This window comes from uncultured Haliea sp. (assembly GCF_963973825.1).
In the GTDB taxonomy this organism is placed as follows: domain Bacteria; phylum Pseudomonadota; class Gammaproteobacteria; order Pseudomonadales; family Halieaceae; genus Haliea.
Map to the genome: position 1 here is coordinate 25,605 of NZ_CAXBAE010000017.1, position 17,838 is coordinate 43,442.

General features: G+C 62.0%; 12 protein-coding genes. 10 read left to right on the forward strand and 2 right to left on the reverse strand.

All coding sequences use genetic code 11. The features are described from left to right. Positions 1–94 precede the first annotated feature (94 nt). From AACZ17_RS16050 to AACZ17_RS16095, 10 genes are all read left to right on the forward strand, one after another. On the forward strand, positions 95–679 hold the full coding sequence (locus AACZ17_RS16050) for a GspH/FimT family pseudopilin (protein ID WP_290737415.1): 585 nt from the start codon (positions 95–97) through the stop codon (positions 677–679). Then, on the forward strand, positions 666–1,298 hold the full coding sequence (gene pilV, locus AACZ17_RS16055) for a type IV pilus modification protein PilV (protein WP_290737413.1): 633 nt from the start codon (positions 666–668) through the stop codon (positions 1,296–1,298). Before AACZ17_RS16050 ends, pilV begins: the two co-directional genes overlap by 14 nt. Beyond that, positions 1,295–2,332: a PilW family protein gene (locus AACZ17_RS16060; RefSeq protein ID WP_290737411.1), complete on the forward strand. Its 1,038-nt coding sequence runs from the start codon at positions 1,295–1,297 to the stop codon at positions 2,330–2,332. Before pilV ends, AACZ17_RS16060 begins: the two co-directional genes overlap by 4 nt. Further along, on the forward strand, positions 2,332–2,823 hold the full coding sequence (locus AACZ17_RS16065; RefSeq protein ID WP_290737409.1) for a pilus assembly PilX N-terminal domain-containing protein: 492 nt from the start codon (positions 2,332–2,334) through the stop codon (positions 2,821–2,823). The genes AACZ17_RS16060 and AACZ17_RS16065 overlap by 1 nt, the downstream gene beginning before the upstream one ends. Positions 2,824–2,860: 37 nt before the next feature. Continuing rightward, entirely contained in the window at positions 2,861–6,718 is a 3,858-nt protein-coding gene (locus AACZ17_RS16070) for a PilC/PilY family type IV pilus protein (RefSeq protein ID WP_290737407.1), read from the forward strand. Then, complete coding sequence (locus AACZ17_RS16075) at positions 6,718–7,188, forward strand: type IV pilin protein (protein WP_339638849.1); 471 nt, start codon at positions 6,718–6,720, stop codon at positions 7,186–7,188. Before AACZ17_RS16070 ends, AACZ17_RS16075 begins: the two co-directional genes overlap by 1 nt. Before the next feature lie 25 nt (positions 7,189–7,213). Continuing rightward, positions 7,214–7,519, forward strand: a complete 306-nt coding sequence (locus AACZ17_RS16080) for a hypothetical protein (protein ID WP_290737403.1) — start codon at positions 7,214–7,216, stop codon at positions 7,517–7,519. Positions 7,520–7,718: 199 nt separating this feature from the next. Continuing rightward, the gene (gene lnt, locus AACZ17_RS16085) at positions 7,719–9,260 is read left to right on the forward strand and encodes an apolipoprotein N-acyltransferase (protein WP_290737401.1); all 1,542 of its coding nucleotides are present in this window, start codon (positions 7,719–7,721) and stop codon (positions 9,258–9,260) included. Positions 9,261–9,552: 292 nt separating this feature from the next. Beyond that, a complete protein-coding gene (locus AACZ17_RS16090; RefSeq protein WP_339638851.1) occupies positions 9,553–14,625 on the forward strand; it encodes a retention module-containing protein in 5,073 nt (1,690 codons plus the stop codon). Positions 14,626–14,693: 68 nt separating this feature from the next. Beyond that, positions 14,694–15,008 carry a hypothetical protein gene (locus AACZ17_RS16095; protein ID WP_290737397.1) on the forward strand — a complete coding sequence of 105 codons (315 nt, stop codon included), beginning with the start codon at positions 14,694–14,696 and terminating at the stop codon, positions 15,006–15,008. On the opposite strand, the gene AACZ17_RS16100 is transcribed toward AACZ17_RS16095, so the two are convergent. Both AACZ17_RS16100 and AACZ17_RS16105 read right to left on the reverse strand, forming a co-directional pair. Further along, positions 15,009–16,949 carry an EAL domain-containing protein gene (locus AACZ17_RS16100; RefSeq protein WP_290737395.1) on the reverse strand — a complete coding sequence of 647 codons (1,941 nt, stop codon included), beginning with the start codon at positions 16,947–16,949 and terminating at the stop codon, positions 15,009–15,011. A gap of 26 nt (positions 16,950–16,975) precedes the next feature. Continuing rightward, on the reverse strand, positions 16,976–17,665 hold the full coding sequence (locus AACZ17_RS16105; RefSeq protein ID WP_290737393.1) for a transglutaminase-like cysteine peptidase: 690 nt from the start codon (positions 17,663–17,665) through the stop codon (positions 16,976–16,978). Positions 17,666–17,838: the final 173 nt, after the last annotated feature.

Consider the following 17,838-nt stretch of genomic DNA (forward strand, 5'->3'; position numbering starts at 1 on the left):
GTTTATTGCCGCTGGTCAGAGCCTGCTGGTATTGCACATCCGCATCGGGATACTGAAACCTGATGTAATTGCCGGTATCAGGAGCAGTCACGGCGTGAGTAGAGTGACCACAGTGTTCAAGCACCCATCGGGGGGGTTCAGCCTCATCGAGATGATGGTCGTGCTGGTGATTCTGGCAATATCCCTGTTGCTGGCCGGCCCCGCCTTTACTGATCTCATCCGCGACAATCGCCTTGTATCCAGCGTCTACAGCGTTCGTGCCACCCTCAATCTTGCTCGATCTGAGGCGCTCGCGCGTCGCGATCGTGTGGTGGTATGCCCCAGTAACGTCACGGGCACGGGCTGCGTCGACAGCAGCAACTGGAGTGCCGGCTACATTGCGCTCATGGGCAGTGATGTGAGCGCCGCTGTCGATGCAGCCAATCCGGGGGGCACTCGGATTCACTGGGAGAATGAGACCAACCCCGCTGTCACGGTCAGTTTTGTTCCCAAGCTGGTGGTGTTCGATACCATCGGCTCTGCGCTGGGCAGCGCGGGAACCTTTGTGTTTTGTGATGAACGCGGCGCGAGCAAGGCTCGGGGATTGGTTCTGACCAACGCCGGGACGGTTGCCGCCAGCGTCGATAGCGACGCCAATGGCATAGTTGAAGACGGAGCGGGTAACGATGTTTCTTGCTAGAACGGGGTCGCGGCCAAGCCGGCAATCCGGCGTCACGCTGATTGAAGCGCTGGTGACCTTTGTCATCCTGTCTGTCGGACTGCTGGGCATTGTCAGCCTGCAGGCGGTCTCCAAAAGTGCCCAGCACCAGGGGATCCAGCGCAGCAAGGCAGTCATGCTGGCCAATGACCTGGTCGAGCGAATTCGTATCAACCCGGCGGGTCTGGCGACCTACACGGCGGGCGGCCTGACCACGCCCCTGGGCGGCGGTACCCTGAGTGCCCCCGGGACCGATTGCGCCACGGCGTCGTGCACCCCCGCCCAGCTTGCGGCTTACGACCTCTGGCTGTGGGAGCAGGGTATCGATGGCGCCACGGTCACCGTAACGGGCTCTGATGCCGTGGTTCGCAATGCGGCGGGCCTGATTGCACCACAGGCCTGCGTACGTTTCACCGCAGATCCCGGCATGGCGCGTACTGGCCTGGTCGAGGTGATTATTCAATGGCGCGGGCTGGGTGAGACCGAGGACGCTGTGGCCGCTGTCGGCGGGGAAGCCTGTGGTGGTGCCGCTGCAGGTGCGGACGATTACCGCAGGCAGCTGGTGGTGAGCACCTTTGTCATCGACGAGGCCGAATTATGACAGTGGGCAACACAGGCGTGTATCAGCAGCGCGGATTCTCATTGGTCGAGTTCATGGTCGCCATGACGCTGGGCTTGATCCTGATTGCGGGCGCGGTGTCGGTGTATCTGGGCACCAAGCGGTCGTATAACGAAGTCGAGCAGGTAGCCAGCCTGGCGGAGAACAGCCGCTTTGCGGTACAGGTGTTGAACGACGCCTTGCGCCATGCCGGTTTCTTCGGCGGTGCGCATCCGCGTGATATCGTGCCCGACGTCTCGCTGGGAACGGTAACCGGCGACTGCACGGGGGATGCCGCCTTTATAGAGGTGGGCAACTATCTGCTGGCCGGTGTGCCCTCGGCAGCCGGCGCCGCGTTTAACTGCGTGACCGACGCACTGCCGCCTGCCGCGGGCGCGCCACCGCGCGAGGTGTTGGTGGTCAAGCAGGTATTGCCGCGGCCGCTGTATGACCGCGATCCTGATGACGCGGCCGCCGCGGTTGACGGTGTGATCAGTTTTCCCACCGCGATGAGTGGGCAGGAAATCTACGTCATTGCCAACAGTGAACGCGGCATTCTGCTGGATGGTGCGGACACGGCGCCGGATGTGCGCGCGGGGAACCCCTTCGCACTGGCCGCCGCCTGGCCCTATCGGCTGCAGGTGTACTACATACGCAACCTGCCAACACCGACCTTGAGTCGGCGTGTGCTGGCCTGGGATGCCACGGCCGGCGCCATGGCCATGACCACGGAAGATCTGGTGCCCGGGGTTGAATCGCTGCGTTTCCGGTTTGGCGTGGATACCACCGGCAATGGCGAGGTCGATCGCTTTATGACCGTGGCAGAGATGACGGCGACACCGATGTGGGATACCGCAGAGGCGGTCGAAGTGTCGCTTCTGCTGCGTGCGCCCGCTGAAGACGGCAGCTATGTGGACGGGCGTACCTATACCATTGGCGGCGTAACGGTTACGCCCGGCGGTAACTGGCGCCGCCAGCTGATTCAGACGAACGTTTCGCTGCGCAACCCGAAACTCATGATTCGCGGAGGTTTGTGATGACTCGGCAACGCTCCCAGCGCGGTGTCGCGCTCGCGGTGTCCCTGCTTTTCCTGCTGGTGGTGACCATTGTCAGCATCACTGCAGCGACCAACAGTTCCATGGGGCTGCGTATGGCCGGCAATCTGCAGGACAACTTCGAATCCTTCCAGGCAGCGGAGGCCGGCGTTTATGGCGCCCTGGCCCTGGCGGGTACGGCGCAGGATCCCTTCCTGCGCGTGGATGACGATACGCCGTTCGCCGGCCTCAACGCCTCGACAGAGCACCCGCTGCGCCGCCTGCGCGATGGGGTCGGGTCCGTGGATGTGCGGGTTGCGGTGGTGGGTGTGGCGCGGGAATGTCCGCGTCCGCCGGGTGAAACCGGCGGCAGCAGTATTGGTGTGTTTGATTGTGACTATTACCGGGTGACCTCGGAACACGATGTGGCCGGCAAGGCGCGTTCGCGCGTTGAGCTGGGTGTGGTCAAGACGGTGGTGGGCGAAGCCGGATAGGCATTGATTGAGCCTGTGTGAAACAGGGGGCGGAACTATGAAGATGGCAACGGGTATGTGGAACGCAGTTCGGATCACGGCAGCGGCAGCGGTGCTGCTGTCGGCGGGTACGTTTCCCGTGAGTGCGGACGACACGGAGATCTACAAGGCCGAGTTCAGCGCCAGCACCGGGTCCCGGCCCAAGGTGCTGGTGGTGTTCGATGATTCGGGCAGTATGGCGACCATGGTGGACCAACAGCGCCCGCCCTACGACCCCGAGGCGACGACCTACCAGCACACCTTTGTCTCGGGCGGCCGTCCATCCAACTGGTCGGATCGCATCTACTGGTCCACCGATGGCAATGTGCCGCCCAAGCGTATCGGTGGCCAGGCCAACCCCAACTGGTTTCTGAAGAGCAAGAACCGCTGCGCGTCCTCCTACGACAGCCTCGCTCTGGATGGTCGCTTTACGGCAGACCGGGCGCGGCGCTGGGTGGATTCGCGCCTGGTGGAAACGGCAGGCTATTTCCGCTGCGAAAACTCCGATGAGACTTTGCAGGGCAATGGCTGCTACAAGTTTGTTGATGTTGACGTCACCACTGAGATTTGTCCTGACCCCGTAGTTGTCGAAGTTACACGGTCTGAGTGGGAGGCATGGCCGGGCGAAAAGACCCGGGATTGCCCCGACAAGCGTGTCAGCAGGTGTGAAAGCGGCGCGGTTGCCTGGGACTATTTCATCGTCAGGCAGGATCCCTGCACCACGGAAACCGTGACAGAGTCCACCTGGACGCGCATGCGCGATGCGGTCTGGGTGCCGCCCTCCACAGCGCTCAGCTTTGAAAGCTGGCAGCCTCTTACAGGCGGTGTCACCGAGCCGCCTCACGTGGAGTGCCTGAATGACGTGGCCTCCGGAATTGCCAACAATGGTGCGGGTATTGGCCCGGGTTATCCCCAGGATGGCGTGCAAACCGGCAATGAGTACGGCCCGAACCCGGACCCCTCGATGAATTGGGGTACTGGCGCGTATACGTTCTATACCGGCCACTACCTGGACTGGTACTACGACGATTCACTGGAGGAGCCCCGCAGCCGTATCGACATCGCCCAGGATGTGGTGTCGACGATCATGCGCAGCAACCCCGGCGTCGACTTCGGCCTGATGGAGTTCAACAGCAACCAGGGCAGCAGTAATCACGGTGGACGCGTGGTCAGCCGCATCATCGCAAACATGACGGATGCCCAGCGCACCAACGTGATCAACATGGTGAATTCGATGACGGCGGACGGGGCTACGCCTCTTTGCGAGTCGATGTATGAGGCCTACCGCTATTTGTCGGGGGGGCAGGTCCTGTGGGGCGATGATCGCCGCACGGGTGACAGCTGGCCGCCGGATGATGCGTTGCCGCAGGATCCGCTGGCATCCAGTGGCGGTACGTATATCTCGCCGAGTACTGACTGCGCCTACACCTATGTCATCCTCATGACTGACGGTCAGCCGACCAACGATGACCGAGCGAATACGTTCATTGAAACGCTCACGGGCAAGACCTGTAACAACTATCAGCATGATAGTGGGCAGGGCATGCGCAAGAACTGTATGCCCGAACTCGCCGAGTATATGGCCAATACCGATCTGGACGACGACACGACCAACGGTAACCAGTTCGGTATCACCTATACCATCGGTTTTACCACCGACCAGCAGTTGCTGGCAGATACGGCCGAGAAGGGTAAAGGCGAATACTACACGGCGAACAACGCGCAGGAACTGGCGGCGGCATTCCAGGGTGCAATTGTCAGTATCCTCGCAACGGATACTACGTTCACCTCGCCGGCCGTGGCGGTAGATACCTTTACCCGCACCCAGAGCCGCGATGAGATTTTCTACGCGATGTTCAAGCCGGGTGAAACCGTAGACTGGCAGGGCAACATCAAGAAACTGAAGCTGCGCATCGACGACGGTGAGGCCGTGTTGGTGGATGGTAACGGTACGCCTGCCATCGATGCCGCCACCGGCTTTATCAAGGACAGCGCGGTAACGTTCTGGGGTTCTACTGCCGATGGCGGTGGCGTGGAGAAAGGCGGGGTCGGCGGACTGCTTGCGGCACGGAGTGCCGGCTCGCGTTCGCTCTATACGAACACCGGATCGGGGGGTGCCTTGCAGGCGCTGGAGTCCGATAACATCACAGCGAGCGCCATGGGCGTTGCCAATGACGCGGAGTTGTATAACCTGTTCGGTGTGGCTTCGGACGTGGCCTTGACCCGGCTGATCAACTGGGCTCGCGGCTTTGACGCCTATGACAAGGACGGTGATGGCGACAGCACGGATACCCGCAGCTGGATCATGGGCGATATCCTGCACAGCCAACCGCTGGTATTGAACTACGGTGCTCGCAGCGGTTATACCCAGGCGGCTCCGGACATTCGCTTGTTGGTGGGTACCAACGCGGGCTTCGTGCACATGTTCGGCAATGACAACGGTCAGGAAGACTGGGCATTTTTCCCCAAGGAGCTGGCATCCATTCTCCGTGCCCGCAGCCAGAACGCGCGCTCTTCGCAGAACATCTACGGCATGGACCTCACGCCAGTGGCCTACACACTGGATGTGAATGGTGACGGCACGCTGAATTCCGGCGCCGGCGACAAGGTCTGGGCGTACTTTGGCATGCGTCGGGGCGGCGATGGCTACTACGCGCTGGACATTTCTGACCCGGATAGTCCGTCCTTCCTGTGGCATATCGACGCGTCCACCACCGGCTTCACTGAAATGGGGCAGACCTGGTCGGAGCCGGTGGTAACGCGTATTCCGGGCTACACGGACGGCAGTGGCGTACCCAAGCCGGTGCTGGTGTTCGGTGCCGGGTACGATACGAACAAGGACAGTTCCGGGGTGGCAACGCCGGACAGTAAAGGCCGTGGTATCTTCATTGTTGACGCCCAGACCGGGGCGCTGGTGTGGAGCGTCACGCCGGCGGCCAACAGCGTGAAGAACCTGCGCGAGTCGGCGCTGCAGCATTCTGTGGCGGCACCGGTCACGGTGCTGGACGGCAACGGGGACAAACTCACCGATCGCATCTACTTTGCCGATACCGGTGGGAACATCTGGCGGGTGGACCTGCCGGGCAACACGTTGCCGACCGCGAGCCAGACCACCTGGCAGATCAACCAGCTGGCCAGTCTGGGCGGTGGAAATGCCGCGAATGACCGGCGCTTCTTTAACGCGCCGGATGTCGTGCGCATCCGCTTTGACGGCAATCCGATTGATGCGATCCTCATAGGCTCTGGTGATCGCACCAACCCGAATGCAACGGATGTCAATAATCGCTTCTACATGATCCGGGATCTGGCGATTGGTGCTTACTCCACTCCCAGGCCCAGCACTTCGGACTGTGCCGACGATGACATTGCCGACTTCCGCTGCTTCCTGCCGATCAATAATGCGGGCCTGTATAACATCACCAACAACCGTCTGGTAACGGGCACCGATGAGCAGCGTGCCACCGCGCTGGCGGCACTGAAGTCTGCGCTTGGTTGGCGTCTGGATCTGACGGGTGACGGTGAGAAGGCGCTGTCCAAGTCGATTACGCTGAACGGCAAGGTGTTTTTCACCACGTTTACACCGAGCAGTGTGCTGGACGACATCAACGTATGCGAACCCGTGTCGGGTGTTGGGCGCCTCTATGTGGTGGATCTGTACACGGGCGACCGGAACACGATTGCCCTGGGTGCCATTATTCCGGATACACCCTCGGTGCATTTCGGCGAGGATGGCCAGATACGCCTGCTGCTGCCACCAGGCACGCCGCAGGGTGATACCGACGGCGACGGCGAGCAGAATTGCGAGGCCGGTGTGTGTGATATCGGTGTGCCGCTCCGCGCACCCTATGGTGACTACTGGTTCGAGGAGGGCTACTGATGCCAGGGGTCGCATTGAGCGTTGCGCAGCGCAGCGGAGTGGCGAGGTGCAGTGCCACAGGAGGCTTCACACTGATGGAAGTCATGATTGTGGTGGTGATCGTTGGGATCCTGATGTCAGTCGCCCTGCCGGCCTATCAAGGCAGCTTGCAGAAAGGCCGGCGTAGCGATGCGATGTCGGCACTGCTCGACGCTTCCAATCGGCAGCAGCAATTCATGCTGGATCAGGGCCGCTACACCACCGACATGCAGGAGCTGGGTTATGCGGCCAGCCCCATGATTTCCGATGAGGGTCACTACAGTGTCAGTGCGGCAGCCTGCACCGGTGGCGTGATCGCCAACTGTTTTCAGCTCACTGCCACGCCAGTGAGCGGTTCACCGCAGGCCAGTGACACGCGCTGCACCACCTTTATTCTGGATTCATTTGGCACCCGCTCTGCAACGGGTACAACTGCCGCCGAGTGCTGGTAATGCGGAAACGAGTAGGAGAGAGATGATGAATATAGCAGGTCGTTGGAGCGCGCTCGCAGTGTTTTGTGCCTTGTCTGTTTCCACAGCGCTGGTGTTTGCGCAGGCGAAGATGCCGCAGGGTGAGTTTGTCTGCCAGGTGAAAGATGCAGATGGCGAAACACGCTTCGTCGGTATACAGGCCTCTGATGTGAACAGAGCCAAGGCGATTGCCGAGGGTAAAGCGAAGTGGGCGGTGCCGGCGGGTCGCGAGGTGGTCGAGTGTATTAATCCGAACACGCAGACTTTCAGGCAGCGGGAAGCGCAAAAGCTGTATCGGGAAGACGTTCGCTAGTCGCGCAGTGCTCACTCGCTGTTTGTCCTGCCCCCGGCGTTGCTGTTCGATTCAGGGCGACGCCTTTTCAGTGCTCCGTTCCCTCCGCGTCCAGTGATAGCAGGGCGCGGAGTGTCGGCATTTACCTCTCTGGTCTGCGGTATCAGCGGCCCGCCATTATGAGCAGGGACGCTGGATTTAGCTTCGAGCGGGGCGCGGAGTGATTAGCTACGCGCTCTCCGGCGCGCTGATGATTCTGGCATCGCCGCTGGTCAATGCCTGGCCGCTGGTTGCTGTCGCGCTGGCACCTGCGATAGCCGGTTTCTGGCAGGATTCCGGGTTGTCGGCCAGTGCAGCACAGCCCCGTCGGTATTGGCGGATGGTTCTGGGCGGATACCTGGTTGGCCTCTGCTATGCCGCGTCTCACTTCTACTGGCTTATAGAGTTCAAGCCTGCGTGGCTGTTCCCGGTGCTGGCTGGTTTTGCACTGATGCCTGCCATCCTTGGTCTCGCCGTGTCGCTTGCCGTTGGTGCGGGGCTGCGCGGTTTCGCACTGTTAGTGTGGACGACTCTAAGCTGGACGGCGATTGAAGTACTGGCCTCGGACCTTTGGCTTGGTTTGCCGTCCTATGCGCTGGGGTATTACCTGTGGCAGGCCCCGCTGTTGCTGCAAACTGCAGACGTGGCGGGGGTGTTCGGTATCAGCTTCTGCGTCATGGCAGTGAATGTACTGGCAGCGCAGTGTTGGCGGGCGCGCGGTGTCGGCAGGGTCTCCTGGTGGTTGCTGACGCTGTGCCTGAGTGCGTCAGTGTTGGGCTATGGTATGTGGCGCCAGGCGGCGGTCGAGGGCCTCATTGAAGCGGGGCCCAAAGTGCCGGTACGTGCCCTGCACACCGATATTACGCTGGAAGAAAAACACGATGAAGCGAAAACCAGGCGCATGTTCGCCGAGTTTATCAGGGTCACCCGAGAAGCCGCAACCGGGTCTTCTGCTGCCGCGTTGACGGTGTGGCCGGAAACCAGCCTGCCACTGTGGCTGCGCTCTGCAGAGAATCTGGACATCCTGCAGGAGTTGTCGCTGGCTGCCGCGGACACACACACACCCATACTGGTTGGTGCCTATTCCATGACCCTCTCGGCCGCTGGGAAACCCCGGTTATCCAATTCCGCTTTTCTGGTTCCCGTTGCCGGCGACATTACGGAGGAATATCACAAGGTGAAGCTCGTGCCCGGAGCCGAGCACAATCCACTGGAGGGCTGGCTGCCGGAGCGCTGGCTAGAGCGGTGGCCGTCGCGCATGGCGCGGGGAGAGACCAGTCGGCCGCTTGACGGGGGCGCGCTGCAGCTTGGCGTCTTCATCTGCTGGGAGGCATTCTTCCCGCAGCATGTTCGTGCGCTGTCCCGTGCTGGTGCTGATCTGCTGGTTAACATGTCGAACGATGAGGCCGCTTTCGGTCCACTGCGCCGCGCGTATTCCATTCCCCTGCCGCACCTTGTCTTGCGAGCGATCGAAAACCGCAGGTTTGTTGTGCGTAGCGCCAACGTCGGTGCTTCGTTATTCATCGCACCCACTGGCGAGATCGTTGCCACTTCGCTGCCAGCCGCCACCGGGATAGTACAGGCGCTGGTCACGCCGTTGCAGGAGCAGACCTATTTCACGGAGTACGGGTTTCAGATCGCTCGAGCCGCGCTTCTGTGCTGGCTTGCCTGGACGTTGTGGTTGGTGGTCCGCTTGGGGCTTCGCCCCGATGTGCGTCTCTAGCGTTTTCCGCACGCAAAGACGGTCTCTCCGGGCCTGTTGGTTTTCCAGCATCTGAAGGCCTTTCCTGGCCGACCGCACCGGCCCCGGGAACACTGACAACGCCCATCCAAGCCTGCGTACGATCACTGTATTGATGCGAAAGGGCAGGATTCACCCAGTTCTGTGAAGAGCATCACCTTTCCACGGCGGTTCTTGGCCTTTCGTACAATGCCGGCCATCGTCTGTTGTTTTACGATCAAGATGTTGGTCAATGCACGTGAATCGCGTGCCTACGGTTTCAGGAGAACACATCATGGCAAGTCAGCCGATTGCAACAGTCGTCTCGGTTTCAGGCACCGCCTACGCGCGCCGCCCGGACGGGGACTTGCGAGAACTCCAGCCGGGTGATGTCCTGCTGGAAGGGGAGACGGTGGTCACGCCGAATGGCGGTGCGGTGGAACTGCTGCTGGAAGATGGCAGCACGCTGGCGGTGGCCGAAGTCCCCGAGTTGCTGCTGACGCGCGATATCGTGGCTGAGCGTGCCGCGACCGCCGATGAGAGCGCCGTCGAGGACGAGACGATAGAGGCCTTGCTGGCGAACCTGGACGGCGACGGCGATATTCTGGACGGCCTCGAGGCTCCGGCTGCCGGTGCCGAGGGCGGCGGCGTCAGTGAAGGGCACGGTTTCGTGCGCTTGGCCCGCATTGTTGAAAACACGGAAGAGTTCCATTCGGTTGCCGTCTTCACGCCTGACGAGAGCGTGCTGTTTGCCGAAGAGCCGGCCCTGCTGACAGTCGATGCGGTTGATGATGCCGAAACGACGGAAGAGGGTGTGCCCGTAGTGATTTCCGTCAAGGACAATGATGTCTTTGTCGAAGGCTCCATCATTACCAACGTCAGTCAACCGGCCAACGGTGGCGTGATAGTGAACGCCGACGGCACGGTCACCTATACCCCAAACGAAGGGTTTGTCGGTACCGACACGTTTACTTACACGGCGACGACGCCGGATGGCAATAACGGTGATACGGCGACGGTGACGGTCGTAGTGACAGCTGGGAGTCCATCGGCGCCACCGGTACCTCCGGTGCTGTCGGTGAGTGACGTTACGGTGGTGGAAGGTGATGTGGCCGAGGTGGTCATCAGTCTTTCAAAGCCGAGCGATACACCGGTGACCGTGCAATTCCAGAGCAGTGACGGGTCGGCAACAGTGATCGGTGGTGACTACGACCCCCAGTCCGGCACCATCACCTTCGCGCCGGGGACTACAAGCGTCACCGTGCAGTACCAGACGAATGCAGATGCCCTGCAGGAAGGTACCGAGCAATTCACCGTGAACCTGAGCAACGCCGCCGGAGCGACTATCGGTGATGCACAGGGTGTTGTGACCATTCTCGACGATTTTATCCCCGTCATTCGCATCAATGATGTGACCGTGACCGAAGGCCAGACGGCTGAATTGACCCTCAGCCTGTCAGGGCCCAGTGACCAGCCGGTGACTGTACAGTTCGCGACGGCAGATGGCAGCGCGACGGTGGTTGGCGGTGATTATGATGCCGAGACAGGGACCATCACCTTTGCACCCGGACAGACAACGGCGACGGTGTCTGTCCAGACCAATGATGACAACCTGGAGGAAGCTACCGAGCGCTTCTTGGTGAATCTCAGCAATGCCACCGGCGCAACCATTGCGGATGCGCAGGGCACAGTGACTATCCTCGATGGCACTGAACCGCCACCGCCACCGCCACCGCCACCGCCACCGCCACCGCCACCGCCACCGCCACCGCCCGGCGACACTGAGCCGACGGCGAGCGATGGCGCGGCGACGACGGGTGACGCGACCCTGGGCGCGGACAGCGGGACGCTGTCCTTCGACCTGGGTGATGACACGCCGGTGACGTTCAGCGCGGTGTACGACGGCGGCCTGGGTGCGGCGACGCAGTCCAGTGCCGGGGGAGTGACGACGCTGGCGGCGGATGACGGCAGCTGGACGCTGACCGTGAATGAGGCCACGGGTGCCTACGTGTTCACGCAGAACAGCGCATACAGCCATGCGGTGGGTGCGGACAGCGCCAGCGCGGTGGTGGACATCACGCTGACAGACAGCGACGGCAGTGTGGCGACGCCGCAGCTGACGCTGACCATCAACGATGCGGGTCCGACGGCGGTTGCAGATACGGCGACGGCGACAGAAGGTGGCCCGGCGGTTGAGGGCAACGTACTGGGCAATGACCAGGCCGGCGCTGACGGTGGCATCACGGTCACCGGGGTGAACGGTGCGGCACTGGCGTCGGGTACCTCGACGACGGTGGCGGGCACGCACGGCAGCCTGACGCTGGCGAGTGACGGCAGCTGGAGCTATACGCCGAACGGCAGCGTACCGGTGGGTTCCACGGACCAGTTCAGCTATGAGATCACGGATGCGGACGGCGACACGTCGAGCACCACGCTGACGCTGAGCTTTGCCGGTGACGGCAGTGCGCCGACGGCGAGCGACGGCGCGGCTGCGACGGGTGACGCGACCCTGGGCGCGGACAGCGGGACGCTGTCCTTCGACCTGGGTGATGACACGCCGGTGACGTTCAGCGCGGTGTACGACGGCGGCCTGGGTGCGGCGACGCAGTCCAGTGCCGGGGGAGTGACGACGCTGGCGGCGGATGACGGCAGCTGGACGCTGACCGTGAATGAGGCCACGGGTGCCTACGTGTTCACGCAGAACAGCGCATACAGCCATGCGGTGGGTGCGGACAGCGCCAGCGCGGTGGTGGACATCACGCTGACAGACAGCGACGGCAGTGTGGCGACGCCGCAGCTGACGCTGACCATCAACGATGCGGGTCCGACGGCGGTTGCAGATACGGCGACGGCGACAGAAGGTGGCCCGGCGGTTGAGGGCAACGTACTGGGCAATGACCAGGCCGGCGCTGACGGTGGCATCACGGTCACCGGGGTGAACGGTGCGGCACTGGCGTCGGGTACCTCGACGACGGTGGCGGGCACGCACGGCAGCCTGACGCTGGCGAGTGACGGCAGCTGGAGCTATACGCCGAACGGCAGCGTACCGGTGGGTTCCACGGACCAGTTCAGCTATGAGATCACGGATGCGGACGGCGACACGTCGAGCACCACGCTGACGCTGAGCTTTGCCGGTGACTCCGTTCCCGTGCTGCTGGTGTCCAACGACGCCATGGTGGACGAGGATGACCTGCCGGGCGGACTGGGTGACCAGGCGCCAGGCGACGATGATCCCGTCACCACCGGACTGATTGAATATGATACGGGCGCAGATGGCTTTGCCGGCATTGCCTTGTCAACGGCCGGCGGCACCACACCACTACTGACCAACGATGGACAGACCGTCGACACCTTCTGGGATGCCGGCAGCAATACCCTGATTGGCTATATCAGTGGCCAGGATCCCATGGCTGCGGGCAGTCAGGTGTTTACGGTTGCGTTGAACACGATAGGTGCAAGCTCAGCATCTTACGCGGTCACACTGCTGCAGCCGGTGCGTCATGCCCCGTCTGCAGAAGAGGACAATGTGTCCTTCTCGGTGGACGTGCAGGTTACAGACGGCGACGGCAGCGTAGGCAGCGCGGCCTTCACCGTCAGCATCGATGACGACAGCCCGCACGGCGCCAGCCAGACTGCACAGACCCTGGTGGTTCCACTGAGCGAGCTTGCCGTGGGATCCCTCAGCGCAAGTTGGCAGAATATCACCTCGACCAGCGGCAGTGGCAGCATCGCATCCAACGCTGACAGTGGCGGTATCGGATTGCAGTGGGGTGGCAGCAGTGGCTCTGGCTACGACTTCGACTACGTGCCCTCGCTCATCGGCAATGCACCCGTGCAGGCTGACAGCGTGTTTACGGTGGGCAGCCTGACCCACAATAACTTCCCCATCTCGGCAAGCGCCAAAGTGCTGCAGACGGTCGATCTTGGCGTGACGTTCACGCTGGTGATTGATGGTGTGCCGACGCAGGTCTCGACAACAGTTTCGTTGCGGCATACCGAAACCCCGAACAATGTCTCGCCGTCCTCGAACCCGGCGAATGACGACTTTGTCAGTATCACGAATCCGAATCAGGTACAGACCATTACCGTGGGTGGTCGCGAGTTCGAGCTGGAAATTCTTGGCTTCCGCGACGCGCAGGGGAACCTGGTCAGCTCTGTGCGCACGGTGGAGGGGCAGTCCACCACTTACGAACTGTTCGCCGAGGTGCGGTCGATGGATGACCTGCCCGAACTGCAGGGCACTGTGCCCGGCAACTGGGGCGCGGACGGTCCGGGGGCCGGTGGCTCATTGATCTGGGATGGTGAAAATGCGGGTCAGGTGCAGGGCAGCTTCGGCACGCTATCGGTGGATGGCCAGGGCGGGTACACCTATGTGCTGTCGGCTGCCGCCCGGGACAGCTTCAGCGTGGGAGAGACCCGTCAGGAGACGTTCACCTATACGCTCGTTGACGACGATGGCGACAGCCAGGTCTACACGCTGACGCTGAATCTCGACGGTGTCGCCAACGCAAGCATTGTGGACGGTGTTGTTGAGGGCATGAGTTACGAAACCTCCTCTGGCCTCTCCGGCCTGACCGATGAAGACGGCGGTTTCCTCTACCGGCCCGGTGATACGGTGACGCTGCGTGTTGGTGGCGTGCTGCTGGGCTCATTCGTCGCCGAGGAGGCCATTGCCGATGGCAAGGTGTTCCTGCAGGAGATTGCGGGCGTTGGCCTGGGTGACCTGAATGACGATCATGTGGAGAAAATGGCCGTGTTCCTGCAGTCCATCGACAACGACCCTGACCCCTACAACGGTATCGTCATTACCGACGCCGTGCGGCAGGCGCTGTCCGATGATGTGTTTGACCTCGACAGCATCAGCAAGTCGGAGTTGCAGGCGCTGCTGACCGAGAACGGCTACGCGCCGGTCAACGAGGATGACGCCATGCAGCACGTCAAGGACATGATCATCGAGCATGCCGGCGAGACTGAGTTTGATGCGCGTCTTGCCGATGGCGGAAACTTGCTGGCAAGCCCGGGCGACGATGTCTTTGCCTTCTCACTCGCTGATGCGGGCAGTGTGGCACCCGAGGTCAGCATTGTTGGATTTGGTGAAGCGGGCAACGATGTGCTCGACTTGCGTGACCTGTTGCAGGGCGAGGAATCCACCGCGGACCTCACCAGCTACCTGAACGTGACCTTTGATGGCACCGGTACGGTCATCGAAGTCAGTGCAACAGGGGCCTTCACCGGTGGCGAGCGTGACGCCAGCGCAATCAGCCAGACCATCCATCTTGAGGGTGTTGACCTGGTGAGCGGCCATGATGATATGGCGTCGGTCATCCAGAGCATGCTGGACAGCGGCAGGTTGACTGTCGACCAGTAGAGGATCTGGGCTATGATGACCCCGGCGGCCGCAGGGTTGCCGGGGTACTATAATGGAGTACAGCCACGATGCCTTTTGTTCAACGGGATTCTGCGCAGCGTATCGTCGCGGTCAGCCAGCTCCCGCAGGATGGCCTGGAACCGGTGGCGGCAGACGATGCCGAGCTCCTGGAGTTTCTGGCGGCGCTGAGTGATGACGCCAGCCGCATCAGCGCGACCGACCAGGATTTCGTGCGCGTGCTTGAGGACGTCGTGGAGCTGCTGGTCAGCCGCGGCGTCATCCTGTTTACGGACCTGCCCGACTCCGCACAGCAGAAAATGCTGTATCGACAGCGCCTGCGCAGCGTACTGCCGGGCAGCCTCGATTTGTTGGGCGACGACTGATTAATCGGCTGTGCGTTGCGCAGCCAGTTCGCTGATTGCTGGTCCGGTCGCGCCATCGAACCCAAGTTCCCGCAGTTGTGCCCATTCCGCCGCACTGCGCACACCTTCCGCGATAACGGTGACTCCGATGGAGTGGCCCACGGTGCAGAGGGTCCTGAGCAGGGCCTGGTTGCCGGCATTGCTGTCGATCTCCCGGATGAATGCCGCGTCGACCTTGAAATAGTCCAGACCCACATCGTGCAACTGGCCAATGTCGGCCAACTGGTGTCCAGCGTGCTCAATGCCGACCTTGCAGCCGTAATGGCTGGCGTGACGGGTGAGCAGGCGGAACGCATCGAAGTGACGGAATGCCATGGACTCCGGTACCTCCAGCCAGAGTCTGCCGGCAGCGCTACCGGCCTTGGACAGGGTCTGGTCGAGCCAGTGCAGGAAGGCCGGTTCCACCAGTGCACCGACAGACAGGTTCACCGCCAGTGGTGTGGTAGCTTCGCTTTCGGCGCTCGCCAGGGCCATCTCGATGACGCGCTGGTCGAGATCTGCCGACATTTCCAGCCGGTTGATCCAGGGCAAAAAGGTCGCAGCCGGCAGTTCCTGCTGCTCCTCGCGCAGCCTCACGGGTGCTTCCATGTGCATCAGGCGCCCGTTACTGTCCAGCACCGGGAAGCCTGCCAGACTGAAGCGGCCCTCCAGGAAAGCGCTTTGCAGAATCCCCCGCCAGCGCGTCATCTGCTCCCGCACGGGCAGCATCTGGATGTCGCCTGCAAAGGTGATGTTGATCTCTGAACTGCCCGCCTGATGCGCCGGGATCAGCGCGCTGTCGAGGCGTGTGAGCAGGGCGCTCAGTGTGTCTTCGTGGGTATACAGCGTGGCCGCCGAGGGCAATGCGCTGTCGGCCTCCATGCTGTGGGCGTTCAGCGCCTCCTCCATCACCGCCTGCATTTCAAGCACCAGCTCCCGCGGGTTCGTGGCGCGCGGTGCCATGATGGCAAAGTCGGAGCCGTTCAGGCGCGCGGCGGCCCAGCGGCTGTGTCGGCTGACGATTGTGTTGAGTGCGGTGCCGATATCCTCCAGCACCCCATCGATCACCTTGCGCCCGTAGGTCTGATTCAGGTGGCTGAGTCTGGCGATGCGTACCAGGGCCATGCAGCCGGTCGCGTTGACGTCGTCGCTGCCCAGGGCTGCGTCCAGATTGCGCAGAAAAGGCTCCCGGTTCAGCAGTCCGGTGAGTCCGTCGGTATGGGTTTCCTTCTGCCACTGGTTCAGGCGGCTGGCTTCCTGCTGCAAGGCGCCGCGTATGCGTTTTGACAGGGTGTTCATCGCGCTGACCAGGCGTTTGAACTCCAGCGTCTTTGGCTCTGGCAGGGTGACGAAACGCCGCTGTCCGATGGCCTCAGCCTGATTCACTACGTCGTTCAGCGGAGTGATGATTTTCCGCAGCAGCAAGCTGCCCAGCAGCCCGCTGACTGCCATGGTGCAGAGAAACAGCAGCGCCAACAGGCGCGTGCTTTCCCACAGGGCCTGGTAGGCAAAGCGCGAGTGGCTGCGCACGGTCAGCGTGCCCACCTGTTGCCAGCCTTTCTGCACCTGTGCGATGCCCGGCTCCACCTCCAGCGGCAGCAGCCCGGGCAGCCAGGCAGGGGCACCGCTCGCGGGCCGCCGGTCCTCCCGGCGGATCAGTACCTGGCCATCGGGGTCAGTGAGTGCTATCAGTTCGTAGTGCCCCGTATCGAACTGCGCGGCGAGGGTCAGTTCCAGCAGAACACCGTCGGCCTCCTGCTGGCTCAGGGACAGGGCGAGCGCTGCGGCGTTGTCCACATTTTTCATGTACAGCTGCTGCTGAAGGTAGCGCTGCGCCGCGAGGCTGCTGACCACCAGGCTGCTGCCGAAGGCAATGGCGAGTAGCAGAATGATGGCGAGCCAGAGTTGCTTGAAAAGTGACATGCCGATAGTTCCTCAGTTGTCCCGTGTCAGCCCAGCCCATCGGCTGCCATGCGTTGCAGGAGATCGCGCCAGCGCGAGAGCCGCGCGGCGGGGTTTTGGATCGACGGCGTACTCGCACCTCCGACCCAAATGCCCTCGCTGTTGAAACCGAAGACCGGTTTCAGGTCGTCACGCCGTGAGGCGGGGCGCACCTCGGAGATCATGTTGTCGAGAATCAATGGATCCGCATTCGGTGTCGGGTAATACGCCAACACCATATGGGCTTGTGTGACGGTGCCGTCAACGCCCCCCAGCCGGGCTTTCACGTAGGTTATTCGCATTTTGCCCACCTCGACGCCGGACAGCAGCAGGGTCATGTACTTGGCGATACTGAAATCCTCGCAGTCACCCTCGCGCTTGGCCATGAGTTCGAGTGGCGTGGCCCAGTAGTCGTGCTGCTGCCAGACATCGATGTCCTGACGCCAGCGCGCGAGCCGGTTGAAATAGGCATTGACCCGCTCAATCTTCTCGCGCTCGTCGAGTGTGCTGATATCCTTGAGCATGGCGCGCCACAGGCCTACTACCTGTGCAGTATCCGCCCCGTGACGGCTCAGTGCGAGGCGCTCCATCCGGTCCAGATCGGCCCAGGCCAACAGCATCGCGCCGGAGAACAGCAGGACGAGGGAGAGAGCGATCAAGCCCGGCGCGCGCTGAAGAAGGTTGGCCAGTGAGAGCATTGCGTTAATCCAGTGCTGGCCAGCCTCTCGGCGCGGCCCTTGAAATGCGCCAGTGATCCCGATGTTCCACGAGCACAGCACCGAGTCTACGGGATTTTGTCGCAATTCTGGACTTTTTAATGGTTCATCGCGCATTTCCGGGGAAGGCGGCTTTGATCTTCAGGAAGAAGTAA

Bases quoted from the DNA above. Each gene is read 5' to 3' on its own strand.
- AACZ17_RS16100 (WP_290737395.1), bottom strand. From the start codon at position 16,949: ATGTCACTTTTCAAGCAACTCTGGCTCGCCATCATTCTGCTACTCGCC.
- AACZ17_RS16080 (WP_290737403.1), top strand. From the start codon at position 7,214: ATGAATATAGCAGGTCGTTGGAGCGCGCTCGCAGTGTTTTGTGCCTTG.
- pilV (WP_290737413.1), top strand. From the start codon at position 666: ATGTTTCTTGCTAGAACGGGGTCGCGGCCAAGCCGGCAATCCGGCGTC.
- AACZ17_RS16075 (WP_339638849.1), top strand. From the start codon at position 6,718: ATGCCAGGGGTCGCATTGAGCGTTGCGCAGCGCAGCGGAGTGGCGAGG.
- AACZ17_RS16095 (WP_290737397.1), top strand. From the start codon at position 14,694: ATGCCTTTTGTTCAACGGGATTCTGCGCAGCGTATCGTCGCGGTCAGC.
- AACZ17_RS16060 (WP_290737411.1), top strand. From the start codon at position 1,295: ATGACAGTGGGCAACACAGGCGTGTATCAGCAGCGCGGATTCTCATTG.
- AACZ17_RS16065 (WP_290737409.1), top strand. From the start codon at position 2,332: ATGACTCGGCAACGCTCCCAGCGCGGTGTCGCGCTCGCGGTGTCCCTG.
- AACZ17_RS16105 (WP_290737393.1), bottom strand. From the start codon at position 17,665: ATGCTCTCACTGGCCAACCTTCTTCAGCGCGCGCCGGGCTTGATCGCT.
- AACZ17_RS16090 (WP_339638851.1), top strand. From the start codon at position 9,553: ATGGCAAGTCAGCCGATTGCAACAGTCGTCTCGGTTTCAGGCACCGCC.
- AACZ17_RS16070 (WP_290737407.1), top strand. From the start codon at position 2,861: ATGAAGATGGCAACGGGTATGTGGAACGCAGTTCGGATCACGGCAGCG.